The following is an 18,683-nucleotide window of genomic DNA, read 5'->3' on the forward strand; positions in this document are numbered from 1 at the left end:
ACTACAGAATATGACTAAGAATATTATGACAGACATTTTAGCCTCATTGGCTTATCAATTAAGTAAACCTATCGCCGAAGCTAAAGTTAAAGCTCAAGCATGTGATTTCCAAGTGATGGAAGATTTAGGCTTTGATTTTTCCGGTAACGGCGAACACTTGATGGTGAAAATTCGCAAGCAAGGTGAAAATACTAGTTATGTCGCCAATGAACTAGCTAAAGCTTGTGGAGTTCCGTCTAAAAATGTTGGTTGGGCCGGATTAAAAGATCGTCATGCGATAACGGAACAATGGTTAAGTGTACAAGGTGGCAAAAAAGACGATTTTAATATTGCCCAATTTGAAGCTGAACATCCAACCGTACAAATTTTAGAGACGGCTTATCATCATAAAAAATTACGCCCTGGTGATTTGATTGGCAATCAATTTGTGATCCGCTTGACTGAAGTGTCGAATATTGAAGATATCTGTCAGCGACTTGAACAAATAAAATTATCAGGTGTGCCTAATTATTATGGGGCTCAACGCTTTGGTCAAGACGGAAATAATTTAGAAGAAGCACGTCGATGGGGGCGTGAGAATGTACGCACCCGAAATCAAAATAAACGTAGCCTTTATCTTTCAACAGCACGCTCTTGGATCTTTAATCAAGTGGTTTCTCACCGGATTGAAGCGCAGCTATTTTCACAATTACTTAATGGCGACATTGTGATTAATTCCAAAGGCGATCAGAGTGTAGTTGATGAAACCAATCTTGCTGAGTTACAAGTGCAACTTGAAAATGAAACGCTGCAATTGTCCGCACCATTAGCTGGCGACAATGCACTGCCAACTCGCAATGATGCCCAACAATTAGAAAAACCATTTCTAGATGCAGAGCCTGATCTTATGAAACTGATCTGTGGCAATCGTATGCGCCATGATCGCCGTCCTGTCGCTTTGTATGCACAAAACCTAACTTGGTCAACAGAAGCTACGGCAGTCACATTGTCATTTGGTTTACCCGCTGGCTGCTTTGCGACGTCTATTTTACGCGAGCTTATCAACGAAATCGCATTTGAGCGTACTTACGATTAAAAATTGGCTGCAAGATTAAAGGATTAGAGATGAAAATATTGCTCAGTAACGATGATGGCGTTCATGCTCAAGGTCTCAATACGTTAGCTAAAGTGTTATCTGATATTGGCGAAGTGATTATTGTTGCGCCGGATAGAAACCGTTCAGGAGCTTCTAATTCATTAACCTTAGAAAGTCCATTACGCGTTAATCAAATTCGTCCTAATGTATATTCAGTACAAGGAACACCAACGGACTGTGTGCATTTTGCTTTAAATGAATTAATGAAAGATGATCTGCCTGAGGTGTTAGTATCGGGTATTAACCATGGCGCTAATCTTGGTGATGATGTGTTGTATTCTGGGACGGTGGCAGCGGCAATGGAAGGGCATTTTCTAGGTGTACAAGCCATTGCAATTTCATTGGTGGGAAATACCCATTTTGATACCGCAGCCCAAATTGCTAAAGATTTAGTGCTACAGCATATTCAACAACCTATTCCTGAACAGCAGTTGATTAACGTTAATGTGCCTAATCTTGCATTAGAAGAGTTATCTGGTACTCGGATCACTCGTCTTGGCGCTCGTCATCACGCTGAAGATATGATTAAACAGTTGGATCCCCGTGGTCAAGAAGTGTATTGGCTTGGGCCTCCGGGGAAAGAGGCTGATTGTGGAGAAGGAACGGATTTCTATGCGATAGAGAAAGGTGAAGTATCTATTACACCATTGATAGTCGATCTTACCGCACACAAGGCCATCAATAATATGAATGACTGGTTGAAGTAGTCTGCTTGATTGAAGCGAGTGTTTTTGTAACCTAATAGAGAGTATATACAGGCAATAATGAATAATATTAAAGCCAATAAATTAGTGACGTTTTTAATTGATAATGGAATAACCGATCCTAATATTTTAGAAGTGATGCGTATTGTGCCAAGGGAGTATTTCTTACCCGAAGCAATGCGGCATCAAGCTTATGATAATAATGCGCTTCCTATCGGCGCAGGCCAAACGATCTCTCAGCCTTATATTGTAGCCAAAATGACTCAATTACTTGAGCTTAAACCGCATAGTCGTGTACTTGAAATCGGGACTGGATCTGGTTATCAGACGGCAGTGCTATCCAAATTAGTTGATCATGTTTACTCCGTTGAACGAATCAAGTCTTTACAATGGAATGCCAAGCGCTTACTGAAACAACTTGATATCTATAACATATCAACGAAACATGCTGATGGTTGGCAAGGTTGGGCTGCAAAAGGTCCATATGACGCCATTATTGTGACAGCTGCTGCTTGCCATCTTCCTGAAGCACTTGTTGACCAACTTGCAGATGGTGGCCGTTTAATCATTCCAATAGGTGATGAACATCAAGATTTAATAAAAATAGAAAAACGACAAGGTGAGTGTATTTCTACTTTGGTAGAAGCCGTTAGATTCGTCCCTCTAATTTCTGGGGAATTGGCATAAATTGAATAGGATTTTGGTGTTGCATTGGATTAAATATAGTGTCGCGACTATCGTCTTACTTGCATTTTTAGCAGGTTGTGCACTACCAGGAAATAAAGATAGCCGAGGCAGCTTTAAAGGTAGCTACTATGAGGTTCAAAAGGGTGACAGTGTTTATTTTATCTCTTACTTATCGGATAAAGATGTTAATGACATTATTCGTTATAACCACCTGAAACCACCTTATACCATCCGGCCTGGGCAAAAACTTAACCTGTGGCGATCCGTATATGTAGCGCCTAGATTTGATGGGACAGGGGCTGGTGATAGTCAAATTAGTGCCTCATCTACGACTAAAGTTGTGCATAAAGATGCCTCAGAGCCTGTTGTGCAATCAAAATCAGGAGAGTATGTTGATAGCTCAAGTAAACAAAATGTTAACCAATCTGTCACCCAGTCAACACAAAATAATGAAAAAGTAGATAAATGGGTGTGGCCAACCAGAGGCCGAGTAATTGCTAAGTTTGCCTTAGGCGATCAAGGTAATAAAGGTCTCGATATAGCCGGTCAGCGAGGACAAGATGTATTGGCAACGGCTGCCGGAGTTGTGGTGTATGCAGGTAATGCTCTTCGAGGTTACGGAAACCTTATTATTATAAAACATAATGAAGAATACCTAAGTGCTTATGCGCATAATGATCGCCTGCTGATAACGGAAGGTCAAAGTGTAAAAGCTGGCCAGAAAATTGCATCAATGGGAAGTACGGGCACCAACAGTGTTCGGTTACATTTTGAAATTAGATACAAAGGTAAGCCAGTTAATCCAAATAACTACTTACCATAAATGACATATTAGGTTGTTATGTCTTGCTAACTTAATTCGCCAGGGGAGGCGCTTATGAGTATCAGCAATGCAGTCGCTAAAATAAATGACATCGATGACAATGAATTTGATGTTGAAGCAGTAGAAGCTCAAACACGAAAAGATGACAAAAAAGAAGAGTATGAGATTTCGACAAAAAGTCTTGATGCTACTCAAATTTATCTAAGTGAGATTGGTTTCTCTCCACTCCTTACCGCAGAAGAAGAAGTGTTATATGCACGTCGAGCCCTTCGAGGTGATGCTGCTGCTCGTAAACGTATGATCGAAAGTAACCTGCGATTAGTCGTTAAAATTTCTCGTCGCTATAATAGCCGTGGTCTTGCATTACTTGATTTGATTGAAGAGGGTAATCTTGGCCTTATTCGTGCAGTCGAAAAATTTGATCCAGAAAGAGGTTTTCGTTTTTCAACGTATGCGACTTGGTGGATCAGGCAAACCATTGAACGCGCATTAATGAATCAAACTCGCACCATTCGATTACCGATTCATGTGGTTAAAGAATTAAATATCTATTTGCGTACTGCTCGTGAATTAGCACAAAAATTGGATCATGAACCAACCGCTGAAGAAATCGCAAAAACATTGGATAAACCAGTGGAAGATGTCAGTAAAATGCTGCGTTTGAATGAGCGTATTAGCTCGGTTGATACTCCGATTGGTGGTGATGGCGAGAAAGCATTATTAGACATTATTCCTGACATTCACAATTCTGATCCAGAAGTATCGACTCAAGATGATGATATTCGTAATTCACTTATGAATTGGTTAGATGAGTTGAACCCAAAACAAAAAGAAGTATTAGCACGACGCTTTGGGCTTCTAGGTTACGAGCCATCCACTTTAGAGGAAGTAGGGCGTGAAATTAGCTTAACTCGTGAACGTGTTCGTCAAATTCAAGTTGAAGGCTTACGTCGTTTAAGAGAGATACTCGTGAAACAAGGCTTGAATATGGAGTCATTGTTCGACGTTGAAAATGATTAGTTTTAAGCTGGAAATTCTAAATAATTAAGAACTAGAAACATAAAAAGGAAGCCTCATCATGGCTTCCTTTTTTGTTATTAATCAGGCTTATAATAATGTTTTAAGTCGATATAATGCTTCTAAAGCTTCACGTGGGCTCATATCATCAGGGTTTAGTTGGGCTAGTGCTTGATCTAACTCACTCGGATCAGGGATCAAACTGAGTTGTTGTTCCACTATCATCGGTTTTACTTCATGACTGTGTGGAACTGCCTTTTGCTGACCGAGTGACTCTAGTTGCTTGAGTTTATTTTTAGCTTGAGTGATCACCTGCTTTGGGACACCCGCTAAGCTGGCAACTGCTAAGCCATATGATTTACTCGCCGCGCCTTCTTGTACTGCATGCATGAAAGCAATAGTGTCGCCATGTTCAATTGCATCAAGATGTACATTGGCGAGATTATCTATTTGGTTGGGCAGTTCGGTAAGCTCAAAATAGTGGGTGGCAAATAAGGTTAAAGCGCCGATTTTGGTTGCCAACCAATGTGCACTTGCCCACGCTAATGACAAACCATCATAAGTACTAGTGCCACGGCCAATTTCATCCATCAGCACTAAACTGTTTTTAGTTGCGTTGTGTAAAATATTCGCAGTTTCTGTCATTTCGACCATGAAAGTAGATCGCCCAGAAGCCAGATCGTCCTGCGCCCCAATGCGCGTGAAAATTCGGTCAATAGATCCTATCGTTGCTGATTCTGCTGGAACATAACTCCCTATATGAGCGAGTAATGCGATCAAAGCCGTTTGGCGCATATAAGTGGATTTACCCCCCATATTTGGCCCCGTAATAATCAACATTTGGCGCATTGGGTTTAGCTCAATTGGGTTGGCAATAAAAGGTTCACTTAATACTTGCTCAACGACAGGGTGGCGACCAGCCGTGATGCTTAGACCTGCGGTTTTAGTTATGGTTGGTCGGCAATAGTTGAGTGTATCGGCCCGTTCCGCTAAGTTTTGCAATACATCTAATTGAGATAACGCGGAAGCTAGATTTTGCATCGCTTCAAGATCGGGCATTAATAAATCAAATAACTCTTCCCATAATCGTTTCTCTAGAGCTAACGCCTTAGATTTAGAATTAAGCACTTTGTCTTCGTGCTCTTTTAATTCAGGAATAATGTACCGTTCAGCATTTTTTAATGTTTGGCGACGAACATAGTGCGGTGGAGCTAAATGGCTTTGGCCTCGGCTAATTTGAATAAAAAAGCCGTGCACATTGTTGTAGCCAACTTTTAAGCTTTCAATGCCATGTCGTTCTTTTTCATCCGCTTCCATCTTATCTAAATAATCTTTTGCACCATCTGCAAGGTTTCTCAGTTCATCAAGTTCGGCGCTATAACCTGCTTCTAAAACACCACCATCACGGATCACTACGGGTGGGTTTTCTTTAATCGCACGCTCAAGTAACTCACAAATGGAATCCATTGGTTGAGTTAACTTGGTTAGATCTTGTAGGTATTCATGTTGAAAATTGCTAGAAATTGTCGACAGTTCAGGGAGTTGTTGCATTGCATTACGTAGACGTGCGAGATCTCTTGGTCTAGCTGAACGAAGTGCGAGACGAGCGAGAATTCGTTCAATATCACCAATGCCCTTTAACACAGGATGTAAATCAGAAAAGTAGGTGTTTTGTTTTAATTCGTTAATAGCATCAAGACGTTGATTCAGTGTTTGGCTATTACGCACAGGTTGATGTAGCCAACGTTTAAACATCCGACTGCCCATTGGAGTCGCGGTGTGATCGAGCACTTCTGCTAACGTATTATCGCTTCCGCCTGCTAAATTTTGGGTAATTTCTAAATTACGACGCGTAGCAGCATCTAAAATCACAGAGTCATCTTGGCGGTCTAAAGTTAATGAACGAATATGCGGCAAAGCGGTGCGTTGGGTATCTTTGACATATTGAATTAAACAGCCAGCAGCACATAAGCCGAGATTGGCGCTTTCTACTCCAAAACCAACCAAGTCACGCGTGCCAAATTGCAAGTTGAGTTGCTGTTTGGCGGTATCGAGTTCAAACTCCCAAACGGGACGACGGCGTTGTCCTTTGATTTTTTCAAGTAATGCTCTGCTGGCAAAATCTTCTGGGTAGAGTAATTCTTTTGGTGAGGTTCTCTGTAATTCGGCTTGCATGGATTCAAAGCTTTGCGGTTCACATAACTGAAAGCGGCCTGATGTCATATCTAACGTTGCGTATCCAAATTTATCGTTTTGTTGATAAATAGCCGCGACTAAATTATCGATACGTTCAGGCAATAAAGCTTCATCGGTGACGGTGCCGGGCGTGACAATGCGGACTACTTTTCGCTCAACTGGCCCTTTGCTGGTAGCAGGATCGCCAACTTGTTCACAAATGGCGACTGATTCACCTAGTTGTACTAATTTTGCCAAATAACCTTCGACAGCATGATAAGGCACGCCAGCCATCGGGATAGGCTCACCCGCAGAAGCACCACGTTTGGTCAATGATATGTCTAATAACTGAGAAGCGCGTTTGGCATCGCTATAGAATAATTCATAAAAATCACCCATACGATAGAACAGCAAAATATCAGGGTTTTCCGCTTTTAAACGTAAATATTGCTGCATCATTGGTGTATGAGTTTCTGTTTTTACCACGCTATCACCCAGTCTTTCGATTAAAATATCAAGTATTCTGCCATGATATTTTTCATGACTTTAGAAAGCAATTGGAAAGGCGTGATTAAAGAGATTAATTTAAGAGAAGCATTAATACACCGGATATGAAAAATGACTCAAGCCAATCGGTTTGAGTCATTGATATGATATCTGATTTGAGTCAAATATGATTAGTTGGTTATTGGTTCCGCTTTACGTGCATTCAGGATCACGATAATAACCACAACGAACAAGCAGGCTAAGCGATATATGTCATCAGTAAATAAAATACCGAGAGCTAACGCTAGTAAGAAAATACGTTCAATCAAGCCCAGAGGGTTTAGAAGTCTCCCTTCTATTCCACCAGCAAAGGCAAATATTAAGCCGAGAGTTGCAATAATACCGATGAAGAAATGAATCAGTTCGCCATCAAGCCAAATTAATCCAGAAAATGCCATCATCGCCGGAATAATGAAAAATCCTTGCGCGAGTTTAAATGCTTGAATGGCTGACTTCATTGGCGATGCGCCTGCGATTCCAGCACCAGCGAAAGCGGCCAGTGCAATCGGAGGGGTAACGTTGGAAGTTTGTGATAGCCAAAAGACGATCATATGGGCGGTTAATAAGCCCATCCCAAAGTCATTCAATGCCGGAACTGCCATGACTGAAAGTACAATATAGGCCGCGGTAACCGGTAACCCCATGCCTAAAATAACGGCAGCAATGGCAATAAGACCCAAAGCTGACCATAAATAACCACCTGACAAGGCAATTAAAAATTGGGTAAACTGTAATCCAATTCCTGTTTGACCTACAACGCCAACAACGATCCCTGCCGTCGCACAAGCAATTGAGATCGGTACGGCTGAAATCGCACCTTCTTTCATACCTTGCAATAAAATAGACAAGGTAATCCGACTGTGTTTTCGCATCATTGCGGCGACTAAAATTGCACCACAACCGGCGATACCAACCAATACGGGGGAGTAACTCATGAGTAATAAACTGGTGATGAAAATGAGTGGTACTAAAAAGTGCCAGCCTTGTTTCATCACAACGCCAATTTTTTCTGTCACCGTCATGCCTCGTAGACCTAATTTACAAGCCATTAAATGAACATAAAGTAGTGTACTGGCAAAATATAAAATAGCAGGGGCAATCGAAACCAATAAAATATCGCTGTATGGAATACCTGTAAATTGCGCCATAACAAATGCACCCGCGCCCATGACTGGAGGCATAATTTGTCCACCAGTTGAGGCGGCAGCTTCGATACCAGCGGCTTGCTCCGGTTTATAGCCGAGCTTCTTCATCATCGGAATGGTGAGTGCGCCAGTGGTCACCGTATTGGCAATGGCGGAACCTGAAATAGATCCTAACGCTGCTGAGGCTAATACGCTCGCTTTGGCTGGGCCACCACGGTATTTACCTGCGACCGCAAAGGCTGCATCAATAAAAAATTGCCCAGCCCCCGTCACTTGCAAAAATGCACCAAATAATACGAAAATAAAGACAACACCAGCAGCGATGGCTAATGGCGCTCCAAATACCCCGTTGGTGGAGAAAATGTGGAAACGAATCACTTCCTCAAGCGAAAAGCCTTTGCTGGCTATTCCCGAGGGTAAAGCATCCCCAAAGAAAGCATAAAGTAGAAATAACCCTGCGATTAATACCATTACAAAGCCAACCGTGCGTCTGGTGGCTTCAAGTAAGGCTAGAATCAAAATCACGCCAGCTATTTGATCGATAGATTGTAATCCATCGAGTAAAAAACTGATGTCATCATAATCAAATATGGAGATTTGGTAGGTAGCCCAGCAAGTTACAATGATGAGAAGCACATCAACCAAGCGGCCAAATAGATAAAAAAAAGCAGATCGACCATCTGGTTTAACTAGTGGGTTCAGTAAAAAGGCAATCGCTAAAACCCAAGCAAGATGAATAGGGCGAAATACAGGTGCTGAGAGTGTAGGTTGTAATCCTTGCCATACTTGGAAGGTTGAAAGGGCGATAGCCGCAATTGTTGCGATTAATACTAAATAATCCGTTAAGCATTGACTTAGTGAGCGAGGTTTTGTCATTTCAAACTCCATATGAAAAAACCAGAATAAGAATGGTGAATAGGTTCAGCTTGACGAGGACTAAAAGCGCATCGTTAAGCTGAACGTCGGTGTGATTATGCTGGTGTAGCTTATTTTTTCATATGCTCATCTAAGTACTTTTGCGAACCTGGATGCAAAGGAATACCTGATAATTTGTTCATATTTTCAAGCGTTGTGAGCTTGGTGACACCAACCACTTGGCGAATTTTAGCAATGTTATCAAATGCTACCTTAGTCATTTGATAGGCCATATCTTCGCTCATGTTTTTATTCACCACTAACACATTCCATACCGCTGGAGTAGTAAATGCGGGAACGTTTTTATAGGTTTCAGCCGGGGCATCAAGCGCTTGATAAGATGGGTTCGCTTTTATTACTTTCGCCATTTCATCGGCGCTGAATGATAAAATACGGATCTTGCGGGTTAATGCTAATTCAGTAATTGCACCAACGCCTAAACTTCCAACAATGACACCGGCATCGATTTGACCATTGGCGAGTGCATTGGTCGTTGCGGTGTAATTTAATGATTGAGGTTTAATGTCTTTCTCGTTTACGCCAAGAGTACTTAAAATATTAACCGCACTGACACGAGTACCAGAACCCGGTGCGCCTAATGAAATACGCTTTCCTTTTAAGCCCGCGATCGAATGGACATCAGAATCGGCAGGAACCATAAATTGAACTGCATTTGGATAAAGGGCAAATAAAACCGACACATCCATTTTTCTAGGGAAAGGCTTGATTCCTTGGTTAGCTTGTAGAACGACGTTGCCTTGTGCAATACCCACTAGTTGCTTGCCTGTTGCTACTTTAATCGTATTTTCTACGGATGCAGCGGTCACTTCTGCACGCATATCAAAGTTATCAATGTTTTCACTCCAGATCTTAGCTAAAATACCACCAAGAGGATAATAAGTGCCGCTTTGGCTACCGGTTCCAATAGTATAGCTTTCAGCAAGTGCGGGTAATGATACAGCGAGAGATAAAGCAATTAAGGCTTTTTGGGCGATTCGTTTCATAACAATCACATCCTTATTTTATGAGCGAGTAATATTCAAATCAGAGTATAGATAGTTAGATTGTTACTGGGATGTTAATGTCTCTGTACTGTGATTGTTAACCTTAAAATAAAAACAAAATTTAAGATGGTTCACAAATTTCTAACTGAGTTATCTGAGTGTTGAATTATCTGCTGTTATAAATGAAATAAAAACTTACCGTTAGAGGGATAAATATGACATTGGCAGAATTACATGTATTGAGTAAACGAGTTGGTATTAAATTAAAACAGAAATCTCAAGTGTTGGTGACAGCTGAATCGTGTACTGGTGGCGGTATTGCTTATGCTATTACAGATGTTTCGGGATGCTCTAGATGGTTTGATAGAAGCTTTGTAACTTATAGCAATGATGCGAAAATGGAAATGTTAGGCGTTAAACTTGAAACATTGGAACAGTATGGCGCCGTCAGTGAGCAAACCGTGCAAGAAATGGCTAGCGGCGCTTTGTTGCATTCAAATGGAACGTCTGCAATTGCGGTCAGTGGCATCGCTGGACCCGATGGTGGGACGGATGATAAGCCCGTCGGAACCGTATGCTTTGCATGGGCGAATGACGAGAAAGAAATGGAATTTGAAACGGTATTATTTAATGGTGACCGAGACGAAATTCGGATCCAAGCATGCTTTCATGCATTAGAAAAACTTGAAGATATTTTAGATTTATAATTGGAACAGAAAAAAAATCCATACAGCTATAGACACTGTATGAATCAACAGTATAATGACCACATCAAAACAAATATGTTAATGCCCTAATCGGTGGAGAAAGAAATGGACGAGAATAAACAAAAAGCACTCGCAGCGGCGCTTGGCCAAATAGAAAAGCAATTTGGTAAAGGCTCAATTATGAAATTGGGTGATAACCGTACCATGGATGTCGAAACTATCTCTACTGGCTCTTTAGCTTTAGATATTGCTCTGGGCGCTGGTGGTTTGCCAATGGGGCGTATTGTTGAAGTTTACGGACCTGAAAGTTCAGGTAAAACAACACTTACTCTTGAATTAATTGCTGCAGCTCAACGTGTGGGTAAAACTTGTGCTTTTATCGATGCTGAGCATGCGCTTGATCCAATCTATGCCCAAAAGCTTGGTGTTAATATTAATGACCTTCTTGTTTCTCAGCCTGATACAGGTGAGCAAGCCCTTGAAATTTGTGATGCATTAGCTCGCTCTGGCGCAGTTGATGTCTTAGTTATTGACTCCGTGGCAGCATTAACACCAAAAGCTGAAATTGAAGGTGAGATGGGAGACAGTCACATGGGTCTTCAAGCGCGTATGCTCTCTCAAGCAATGCGTAAGCTGACGGGGAACCTAAAACAATCGAACTGTATGGCAATCTTCATTAACCAAATTCGTATGAAAATTGGTGTCATGTTTGGTTCACCAGAAACGACTACAGGTGGTAATGCACTTAAATTTTATGCATCTGTTCGTTTGGACATTCGTCGTACTGGTGCGATTAAAGATGGTGATGAAGTTGTTGGTAATGAAACTCGTATTAAAGTGGTTAAAAACAAAATCGCAGCGCCATTTAAGCAAGCTGAAACACAGATTTTATATGGTAAAGGCTTTAACCGCGAAGGCGAATTGGTCGATCTAGGTGTGAAGAATAAGCTTGTTGAAAAAGCCGGTGCTTGGTATAGCTACAAAGGTGATAAAATTGGACAGGGTAAAGCCAATTCATGCAACTACTTGCGGGAACATCCAGAAATCGCACTTGAAATTGATACTAAATTACGTGAAATGCTACTGTCTCCCGTTGTGGCAGAAGAAATTCCAGCAGAAAAAATTGAAGCTGATGAAGAAGCATAGTTAAACTTTAGAATTTAGAGTTATTGCGTTAAGCCCTGTTTATTCAGGGCTTTTGTTTATAAAGGATTCTAAAAGATAGAAAAGGCGCTATATGTTTCGTTCTAAGTCTAAATTATCGGCCAAAGAGACGTCGGTTCAGTTATTAAGTCGCCGTGATCATGGTGAGTTTGAATTGAAGCAAAAGCTCAAGAGGAAGGAGTTTGACTCGCAAGATATTGAAGACGCTATTGTTTACTGCCAGTTAAATGGTTGGATGGATGATTTACGCTACGCCAAAAGCCAAGTGCGCCAACATGTGTATAAAGGTCACGGGGAAAGACGAATTCGCCAAGCGCTCAATCTTAAACAAGTGTCAGACGATATTATCGATCAAGCATTAGAAGATGAAGCTCAAGATTGGTTTGAACTGGCTAAAGAAACGGCGGATAAAAAATTCAAAGGAATGAAAGCTGTAGATCAAAAAGCTTATGCTAAGCAAATACGATTTTTACAGTACCGTGGCTATACTTTTGAACAAATTAGCTATGCATTGTCTGAATTAAAATAAAACATCAATAAACCCTAATTGTAGCTATTCAATATTACTCATCTTGTTTTACTAAACTCCCTCCATACTTTACAATATCGACAAATTTTTATCTCGAATATTGCCGGAAGAATTGCATGCCTAATAATAAGAAAATGAGCACTGATGAGGTTCGCCACGCGTTCCTATCGTTCTTTGAAAAGAAAGGACACCAAATCGTTGAAAGTTCATCATTAGTTCCAGCTAATGACCCAACATTATTATTTACCAATGCGGGGATGAACCAATTTAAAGATTGTTTTCTTGGTGCCGAAAAACGCAGTTATGTTAGAGCAACGACCGCTCAGCGTTGTGTTCGCGCTGGTGGCAAACATAACGACCTAGAAAATGTTGGCTTTACTGCTCGTCATCATACGTTTTTTGAAATGCTAGGTAATTTCAGCTTTGGTGATTATTTCAAAAATGATGCGATTGCATTCGCTTGGGAATTCTTGACTGAAGTGCTGCAACTTCCGGAAGAGAAGTTATTAGTGACGGTTTATGAAACCGATGATGAAGCATTCGATATTTGGAATAAAGATATCGGTATTCCTGCCGATCGTATTGTTCGTATTGGTGACAAAAAAGGCGGTAAAGCTTATGAGTCAGATAACTTCTGGCAAATGGGTGATACAGGTCCTTGTGGTCCTTGCTCTGAAATTTTCTATGATCACGGAGAGCATATTTGGGGTGGCCGTCCGGGGACAGCAGAAGAAGATGGTGACCGTTTTATCGAGATCTGGAATAACGTATTCATGCAGTTTAACCGTCATGCGGACGGAACCATGGAGCCATTACCTAAACCATCAGTTGATACTGGGATGGGAATTGAACGTATTGCTGCCATTATGCAAGGCGTCCATTCAAATTATGAAATCGATGTATTCCAAACCTTAATCAAAGCTGCTGCTGAGATCATTGGAACTGATGATCTCGATAATCAATCTCTACGAGTTGTGGCAGATCATATCCGTTCATGTGCATTTCTTATTGTTGATGGTGTTATGCCGTCAAATGAAGGACGAGGTTATGTTTTACGTCGTATTATCCGTCGTGCCGTTCGTCATGGTAATAAATTGGGTGCACAAGGGGCATTCTTTTATAAATTAGTCACGGCATTGGCTGCTGTGATGGGAACGGCAGGGGAAGAGCTTAAGAAGCAACAACCTGTTGTTGAAAAAGTGTTGCGAATTGAAGAAGAAAATTTTGCCCGAACACTTGACCGCGGCATGGCGATTTTAAATGAAGCGATAGATGCATTAAATGGCACGACAGAACTTGATGGCGAAACGGTATTTAAGCTCTATGACACTTACGGTTTCCCAGCGGATTTGACCAATGATGTTGCGCGTGAACGTAATGTGACGATTGATGAGGCTGGTTTTGAAGCTGCGATGGAAGCTCAACGTCAACGTGCTCGTGAAGCGGGTCAGTTTGGTACCGATTACAATAAAGCAATCAAAGCAGAATCGAATAGTGAATTTTGTGGTTATAGCGATGTAACGGGATCGTCGGTTATCACCGAGATTTTTGTTGAAGGTGAGGCGGCGGAGAATATCAGTGCTGGCATTGATGCTATCGTTATTTTAGCTCAAACACCATTCTACGCAGAATCGGGTGGTCAATGTGGTGATGCAGGTGTGATCACAACTGATTCAGGTGTATTTGAAGTAAGTGATACTCATAAACTGGGTAATGCGATTGCACACTACGGTAAATTAACCGCAGGTGTGATGGCTAAAGGCGATGAGGCTCAAACACAAGTTAACGCACTTCGCCGTAATGCGATTACATTAAACCACTCCGCAACGCATTTATTACATGCTGCTCTTCGTCAGGTACTTGGTGAGCATGTGACGCAGAAAGGTTCTTTAGTCCGTGCTGAAAGCCTACGTTTTGACTTTTCACATTTAGAAGCCGTAACTGCTGATGAATTACGCGAAGTAGAGCGCTTAGTTAACCAACAAGTTCGCCTAAATCATTCAGTTGAAACCAATGTGATGGATATTGATTCAGCCAAACAAAAAGGCGCAATGGCATTATTTGGTGAAAAGTATGACGACCAAGTTCGTGTGCTTTCAATGGGGAACTTTTCTACTGAATTATGTGGTGGTATCCATGCTTCTAATACGGGGGATATTGGGTTATTTAAAGTGATATCTGAAAATGGTATTGCAGCGGGTATTCGTCGTATTGAAGCAGTGACAGGTGAAGCTGCTCTTGATGCAATTGATAACCAGCAATCACAATATGAGCAGAAATTAGTCGATAGCGCAGCCAAAGCGAAGTTGTTAGAAAAAGAAATCCAACAGCTAAAAGATAAGCTAGCATCACAGGCTGGCGCGAGCTTAATTAGCCAAGTAAAAGAGATCTCTGGGGTTAACGTTCTGATTAGTCAACTAGATGGTGCGGATAATAAAGCATTACGAGGTATGGTTGATGAGCTGAAAAACCAAGTGGGCAGTTGTGTTATTTTATTGGGTAATATTTCTGATGATAAAGTTGGCCTAATCGCCGGCGTAACCAAAGATCTTATCGGTAAAGTAAAAGCAGGTGAGCTTGTGAACTTTGTCGCTCAACAAGTCGGTGGGAAAGGTGGTGGTCGCCCTGATATGGCACAAGCTGGTGGAACCGATACACAAGCACTTCCACAAGCACTAGCGGCAGCTGAAACCTGGATCAGTGAAAAGCTATCATGAAGATAGTGAGCGTTTAAATTAGTCTCTATTGAATTAACGGCACTGAATTTAGTGCCGTTTTTTATGGGGCTTGTGTGATCGGGCAAGCATAAATAAGTCTTCACTCTCTATAACGTTGAAATCACATTCTAATGACTGGTTTTTATTATAAAAAATCGTCATAGTAATCCTTAGTTATGGACACTTATGGATTAGAAACCCTAGCTTACCGCTATAACTATGCCTATACTAAGCAGTTGAAAATAATAAAGGTTGATGAGCTTGGCTTATCTATAACCTGAGTGAATGTTAATGCCTTTTGGTATTTCAAATAACGTACACTAAAGTGGTTGATTTGATGAGGAGATAGCGTTCTCTTACATTTTTGTTTTAGCCTCTTAGTTGTATCGTATTTACTCACTATGAACCTTTAATAGATAATAGCGTTATTAACATAATAAATAGAGATTACTCAAGGAGCGTACATGCTAATTTTAACTCGCCGAGTTGGCGAAACTTTGATGATTGGTGATGAAGTCACCGTTACCGTTTTAGGTGTAAAAGGGAACCAAGTTCGTATCGGTGTTAATGCACCGAAAGAAGTCTCTGTTCACCGTGAAGAAATTTACATGCGTATTCAAGCTGAAAAAGATACTGGTGCTGCACCATCTGATAGCTATCAATCGTAAATTTCTGCTGTTGGTTATTTGACAGACCGCACTGTTTTAAAATTGGTCGGCATGCATGCTGGCCTTTATTTTTAGAAATTTGATTTTTTAAATGTTATGAATCGATTACTGCAATGGTAATAATAAAGTTCATAAATTAGCTAAGTTGGTTGAATACTGGTCTGTTAGACGGTTTTCAATCGTTTTTCCCAAGAAAATGTTTGACATATTTTTGGTAAATCGTAATATGTGCCTCCGCAAGACGATGGTGAGGTGGCCGAGAGGCCGAAGGCGCTCCCCTGCTAAGGGAGTATATGGTTTGTAGCCGTATCGAGGGTTCGAATCCCTCCCTCACCACCATTCTTGTTTTCTTAAATGCTTTGATTTGCACCAGAGCTATTAATTAAGAAGTCTCTAGAAATAGAGTGTTTAGATATCGATGCGCGCGTAGCTCAGCTGGATAGAGTACCTGGCTACGAACCAGGCGGTCGGAGGTTCGAATCCTCCCGCGCGCACCATTTCTGAATAAAAATATGTGGTGAGGTGGCCGAGAGGCCGAAGGCGCTCCCCTGCTAAGGGAGTATATGGTTTGTAGCCGTATCGAGGGTTCGAATCCCTCCCTCACCACCATTAAACTGGTTTCGGCTTGTTTAATTTGAAATAAAGTTTGTATTACTTTTTATTAGTAGTTCAAGCAACGATGCGCGCGTAGCTCAGCTGGATAGAGTACCTGGCTACGAACCAGGCGGTCGGAGGTTCGAATCCTCCCGCGCGCACCATTATTTCAAGTCTGATTAGGTAGCGTCTAGTCAGTTTTTAGATTACAAATTTTACGATGCGCGCGTAGCTCAGCTGGATAGAGTACCTGGCTACGAACCAGGCGGTCGGAGGTTCGAATCCTCCCGCGCGCACCATTTTTTTATCTAAAAATATAAATTGAAAATTTGAAGAAAAGTAACACAGTGCGCGCGTAGCTCAGCTGGATAGAGTACCTGGCTACGAACCAGGCGGTCGGAGGTTCGAATCCTCCCGCGCGCACCATATTAATAATGTTGGTTTATTTATTGTGTTGATTAAAGCATTACAATTAAATGACGAGCAGAAAATTAGAAGAATTAGTGCGCGCGTAGCTCAGCTGGATAGAGTACCTGGCTACGAACCAGGCGGTCGGAGGTTCGAATCCTCCCGCGCGCACCATATTTTGAAGCCCTGCACTTTTGTGTGGGGCTTTTTGCTATATGCTAATAAATATTGATTTATGCCAGTCTGAATGTGCCGACACTTTTAGAATCATGGTATTTTCTAGTTAATACTTTTTAAGTTAAGGACAACAAGCCAATGCCCTCGAATACTCAAATCATCATTAATCAATTCGGTGCAGCTGAATTGTTGGCATTTCAAGAATCAGATCTTCCACAGCCCCAAGCTGGAGAGGTGTTGGTAAAAGTCGCTTTTGCTGCCGTTAACCCTATCGATGTTAAAACTCGAGCTGGATTAGGCTGGGCGGCGCAACATAATAAAAATAATTTACCTTGGATACCCGGTTATGATGTTTCGGGTTCAGTGGTTAAACAAGGTCAAGGTAGTCAGAAGTTTAATTTGAATGATACGGTATCTGGCTTTATTGGCTTTCCTCTTCGAGCTGGTGGGTATAGTCAGTATGTTTGTGTCCCTGAATCTGAACTAGCCTTAATGCCAGAAGATATATCTCTTGAGTGCGCGGCTGCGATTCCTCTTGCCGGGCAAACTGCAGCACAAGCTCTAGAGAAAGCAAAAATACAATCCAAAGAAAAAGTACTCATTTTGGCAGGAGCTGGCGGAGTTGGACATATTGCGACTCAAATAGCCGTGGCTGCAAAAACAAAGGTTTATGCGACATGTGGCAGTGATAATATTGATTATGTAAATGGCCTAGGGGCGACTGCTATCGATTATGGTCAGCAAGGTTGGCAAGATAATATTAATGATATCGATGTGTTAATTGACTTAGTAGGCGGAGATCATGCGCTTAATGCCTTGTCTTGTCTTAGACCTGGTAGTCGGGTTGTGACGGTTCCAACGATCACATCGTCGATTGTATGTGCTAAGGCTAATGAATTAGGCTTAATTGGAATGGGGATGTTAGTGGAACCCGATATCACTCAACTTGAGGAATTATTGCACTTAATCAGCGCTGGAATGCTAAAAATCAGAATAGAAAAAATCTTCCCATACCAAGATGTTGTCGCGGCACATCATAAAGTAGAGCAAGGTCACGCCCGTGGTAAAATTTTATTGAACATGCAATCTTAACCGTGGTCTGAGATAAACCATGGCGGATTTTTACCATTGGCTACAGGTTACCTTTGCAGCCGACCCTTTATGGTTTGTATTCTTTTCCGGTTTTTTTAGTGCAACATTATTACCCGGTAGCTCTGAGTTAAGTGTTTATTCTGCATTAGAGTTGCAACGTTTTAGCTGGGTAGTTGTTGTCTTGATTGCTACGTTAGGGAACACTCTAGGCGGTATGAGTAATTATGCATTGGGTCGATTGTTACCGAATCAAGCAGCCAAGCAAACGCAGCATAAACGAGTAATACTCTGGATTAATCATTATGGTTACTGGGCACTATTGATGAGTTGGATGCCTATTGTAGGCGATCCACTTTGTGTGGTTGCTGGCTGGCTTAGAATGAATGTATGGTTATGCTTTTTGGCTATTGGTATCGGTAAAGGATTACGTTATGCTTTGCTAGCCTTGATATTTCAAGGCTTATTTTAAGGATTTA

The 18,683-nt window shown here is 41.5% G+C and carries 15 protein-coding genes and 7 tRNA genes; 19 read left to right on the forward strand and 3 right to left on the reverse strand.

The window, feature by feature from the left end:
- Positions 1-25: 25 nt before the first annotated feature.
- The 5 genes from truD to rpoS are packed head-to-tail and all read left to right on the forward strand — an operon-like array spanning position 26 to position 4,369.
- A complete protein-coding gene (gene truD / locus HC725_RS10215) occupies positions 26-1,075 on the forward strand; it encodes a tRNA pseudouridine(13) synthase TruD (RefSeq protein WP_190331724.1) in 1,050 nt (349 codons plus the stop codon).
- A gap of 29 nt (positions 1,076-1,104) precedes the next feature.
- Positions 1,105-1,842 carry a 5'/3'-nucleotidase SurE gene (surE, locus tag HC725_RS10220; protein ID WP_190331725.1) on the forward strand — a complete coding sequence of 246 codons (738 nt, stop codon included), beginning with the start codon at positions 1,105-1,107 and terminating at the stop codon, positions 1,840-1,842.
- A gap of 57 nt (positions 1,843-1,899) precedes the next feature.
- Entirely contained in the window at positions 1,900-2,526 is a 627-nt protein-coding gene (locus HC725_RS10225) for a protein-L-isoaspartate(D-aspartate) O-methyltransferase (protein WP_190331726.1), read from the forward strand.
- Between the two features lie 19 nt (positions 2,527-2,545).
- Positions 2,546-3,349, forward strand: coding sequence for a peptidoglycan DD-metalloendopeptidase family protein (locus HC725_RS10230; RefSeq protein ID WP_238928481.1), 804 nt, complete (start codon positions 2,546-2,548; stop codon positions 3,347-3,349).
- A 54-nt stretch (positions 3,350-3,403) separates the two neighbouring features.
- On the forward strand, positions 3,404-4,369 hold the full coding sequence (gene rpoS, locus HC725_RS10235; protein WP_190331728.1) for an RNA polymerase sigma factor RpoS: 966 nt from the start codon (positions 3,404-3,406) through the stop codon (positions 4,367-4,369).
- An 87-nt stretch (positions 4,370-4,456) separates the two neighbouring features.
- Here rpoS and mutS read toward each other — a convergent pair whose 3' ends face one another.
- From mutS to HC725_RS10250, 3 genes are all read right to left on the reverse strand, one after another.
- On the reverse strand, positions 4,457-7,000 hold the full coding sequence (gene mutS / locus HC725_RS10240) for a DNA mismatch repair protein MutS (RefSeq protein WP_190331774.1): 2,544 nt from the start codon (positions 6,998-7,000) through the stop codon (positions 4,457-4,459).
- Between the two features lie 218 nt (positions 7,001-7,218).
- Entirely contained in the window at positions 7,219-9,108 is a 1,890-nt protein-coding gene (locus HC725_RS10245; protein ID WP_190331729.1) for a TRAP transporter permease, read from the reverse strand.
- A gap of 110 nt (positions 9,109-9,218) precedes the next feature.
- Entirely contained in the window at positions 9,219-10,151 is a 933-nt protein-coding gene (locus tag HC725_RS10250) for a TAXI family TRAP transporter solute-binding subunit (RefSeq protein WP_190331730.1), read from the reverse strand.
- 215 nt (positions 10,152-10,366) lie between these two features.
- On the opposite strand from HC725_RS10250, the gene HC725_RS10255 reads away from it, so the two are divergent.
- The 14 genes from HC725_RS10255 (at position 10,367) to HC725_RS10320 (ending at position 18,676) form a co-directional block, all read left to right on the forward strand.
- The gene (locus HC725_RS10255; protein ID WP_190331731.1) at positions 10,367-10,858 is read left to right on the forward strand and encodes a CinA family protein; all 492 of its coding nucleotides are present in this window, start codon (positions 10,367-10,369) and stop codon (positions 10,856-10,858) included.
- Between the two features lie 105 nt (positions 10,859-10,963).
- Positions 10,964-12,004, forward strand: a complete 1,041-nt coding sequence (recA, locus tag HC725_RS10260) for a recombinase RecA (protein WP_190331732.1) — start codon at positions 10,964-10,966, stop codon at positions 12,002-12,004.
- A gap of 91 nt (positions 12,005-12,095) precedes the next feature.
- Positions 12,096-12,551: a recombination regulator RecX gene (gene recX, locus HC725_RS10265; RefSeq protein ID WP_190331733.1), complete on the forward strand. Its 456-nt coding sequence runs from the start codon at positions 12,096-12,098 to the stop codon at positions 12,549-12,551.
- Between the two features lie 134 nt (positions 12,552-12,685).
- On the forward strand, positions 12,686-15,268 hold the full coding sequence (gene alaS / locus HC725_RS10270; RefSeq protein ID WP_190331775.1) for an alanine--tRNA ligase: 2,583 nt from the start codon (positions 12,686-12,688) through the stop codon (positions 15,266-15,268).
- A 464-nt stretch (positions 15,269-15,732) separates the two neighbouring features.
- Positions 15,733-15,936, forward strand: coding sequence for a carbon storage regulator CsrA (csrA, locus tag HC725_RS10275; RefSeq protein WP_190331734.1), 204 nt, complete (start codon positions 15,733-15,735; stop codon positions 15,934-15,936).
- A 246-nt stretch (positions 15,937-16,182) separates the two neighbouring features.
- Positions 16,183-16,275: transfer RNA gene (locus HC725_RS10280), tRNA-Ser, on the forward strand.
- 81 nt (positions 16,276-16,356) lie between these two features.
- Positions 16,357-16,433 (forward strand) — tRNA-Arg (locus tag HC725_RS10285).
- Between the two features lie 19 nt (positions 16,434-16,452).
- Positions 16,453-16,545 (forward strand) — tRNA-Ser (locus tag HC725_RS10290).
- Between the two features lie 72 nt (positions 16,546-16,617).
- Positions 16,618-16,694, forward strand: a tRNA-Arg gene (locus HC725_RS10295).
- Between the two features lie 58 nt (positions 16,695-16,752).
- A tRNA-Arg gene (locus HC725_RS10300) sits at positions 16,753-16,829 on the forward strand.
- A gap of 50 nt (positions 16,830-16,879) precedes the next feature.
- Positions 16,880-16,956 (forward strand) — tRNA-Arg (locus HC725_RS10305).
- Between the two features lie 79 nt (positions 16,957-17,035).
- Positions 17,036-17,112 (forward strand) — tRNA-Arg (locus HC725_RS10310).
- 141 nt (positions 17,113-17,253) lie between these two features.
- Entirely contained in the window at positions 17,254-18,207 is a 954-nt protein-coding gene (locus HC725_RS10315) for an NADP-dependent oxidoreductase (RefSeq protein ID WP_190331735.1), read from the forward strand.
- Positions 18,208-18,226: 19 nt separating this feature from the next.
- The gene (locus tag HC725_RS10320; protein WP_190331736.1) at positions 18,227-18,676 is read left to right on the forward strand and encodes a YqaA family protein; all 450 of its coding nucleotides are present in this window, start codon (positions 18,227-18,229) and stop codon (positions 18,674-18,676) included.
- Positions 18,677-18,683: the final 7 nt, after the last annotated feature.

It is taken from the genome of Vibrio sp. S17_S38, assembly GCF_014694375.1.
In the GTDB taxonomy this organism is placed as follows: Bacteria; Pseudomonadota; Gammaproteobacteria; order Enterobacterales; family Vibrionaceae; genus Vibrio.

Bases quoted from the DNA above. Each gene is read 5' to 3' on its own strand.
- truD (WP_190331724.1), top strand. From the start codon at position 26: ATGACAGACATTTTAGCCTCATTGGCTTATCAATTAAGTAAACCTATC.
- surE (WP_190331725.1), top strand. From the start codon at position 1,105: ATGAAAATATTGCTCAGTAACGATGATGGCGTTCATGCTCAAGGTCTC.
- HC725_RS10225 (WP_190331726.1), top strand. From the start codon at position 1,900: ATGAATAATATTAAAGCCAATAAATTAGTGACGTTTTTAATTGATAAT.
- rpoS (WP_190331728.1), top strand. From the start codon at position 3,404: ATGAGTATCAGCAATGCAGTCGCTAAAATAAATGACATCGATGACAAT.
- mutS (WP_190331774.1), bottom strand. From the start codon at position 7,000: ATGATGCAGCAATATTTACGTTTAAAAGCGGAAAACCCTGATATTTTG.
- HC725_RS10245 (WP_190331729.1), bottom strand. From the start codon at position 9,108: ATGACAAAACCTCGCTCACTAAGTCAATGCTTAACGGATTATTTAGTA.
- HC725_RS10250 (WP_190331730.1), bottom strand. From the start codon at position 10,151: ATGAAACGAATCGCCCAAAAAGCCTTAATTGCTTTATCTCTCGCTGTA.
- HC725_RS10255 (WP_190331731.1), top strand. From the start codon at position 10,367: ATGACATTGGCAGAATTACATGTATTGAGTAAACGAGTTGGTATTAAA.
- recA (WP_190331732.1), top strand. From the start codon at position 10,964: ATGGACGAGAATAAACAAAAAGCACTCGCAGCGGCGCTTGGCCAAATA.
- recX (WP_190331733.1), top strand. From the start codon at position 12,096: ATGTTTCGTTCTAAGTCTAAATTATCGGCCAAAGAGACGTCGGTTCAG.
- alaS (WP_190331775.1), top strand. From the start codon at position 12,686: ATGAGCACTGATGAGGTTCGCCACGCGTTCCTATCGTTCTTTGAAAAG.
- csrA (WP_190331734.1), top strand. From the start codon at position 15,733: ATGCTAATTTTAACTCGCCGAGTTGGCGAAACTTTGATGATTGGTGAT.
- HC725_RS10315 (WP_190331735.1), top strand. From the start codon at position 17,254: ATGCCCTCGAATACTCAAATCATCATTAATCAATTCGGTGCAGCTGAA.
- HC725_RS10320 (WP_190331736.1), top strand. From the start codon at position 18,227: ATGGCGGATTTTTACCATTGGCTACAGGTTACCTTTGCAGCCGACCCT.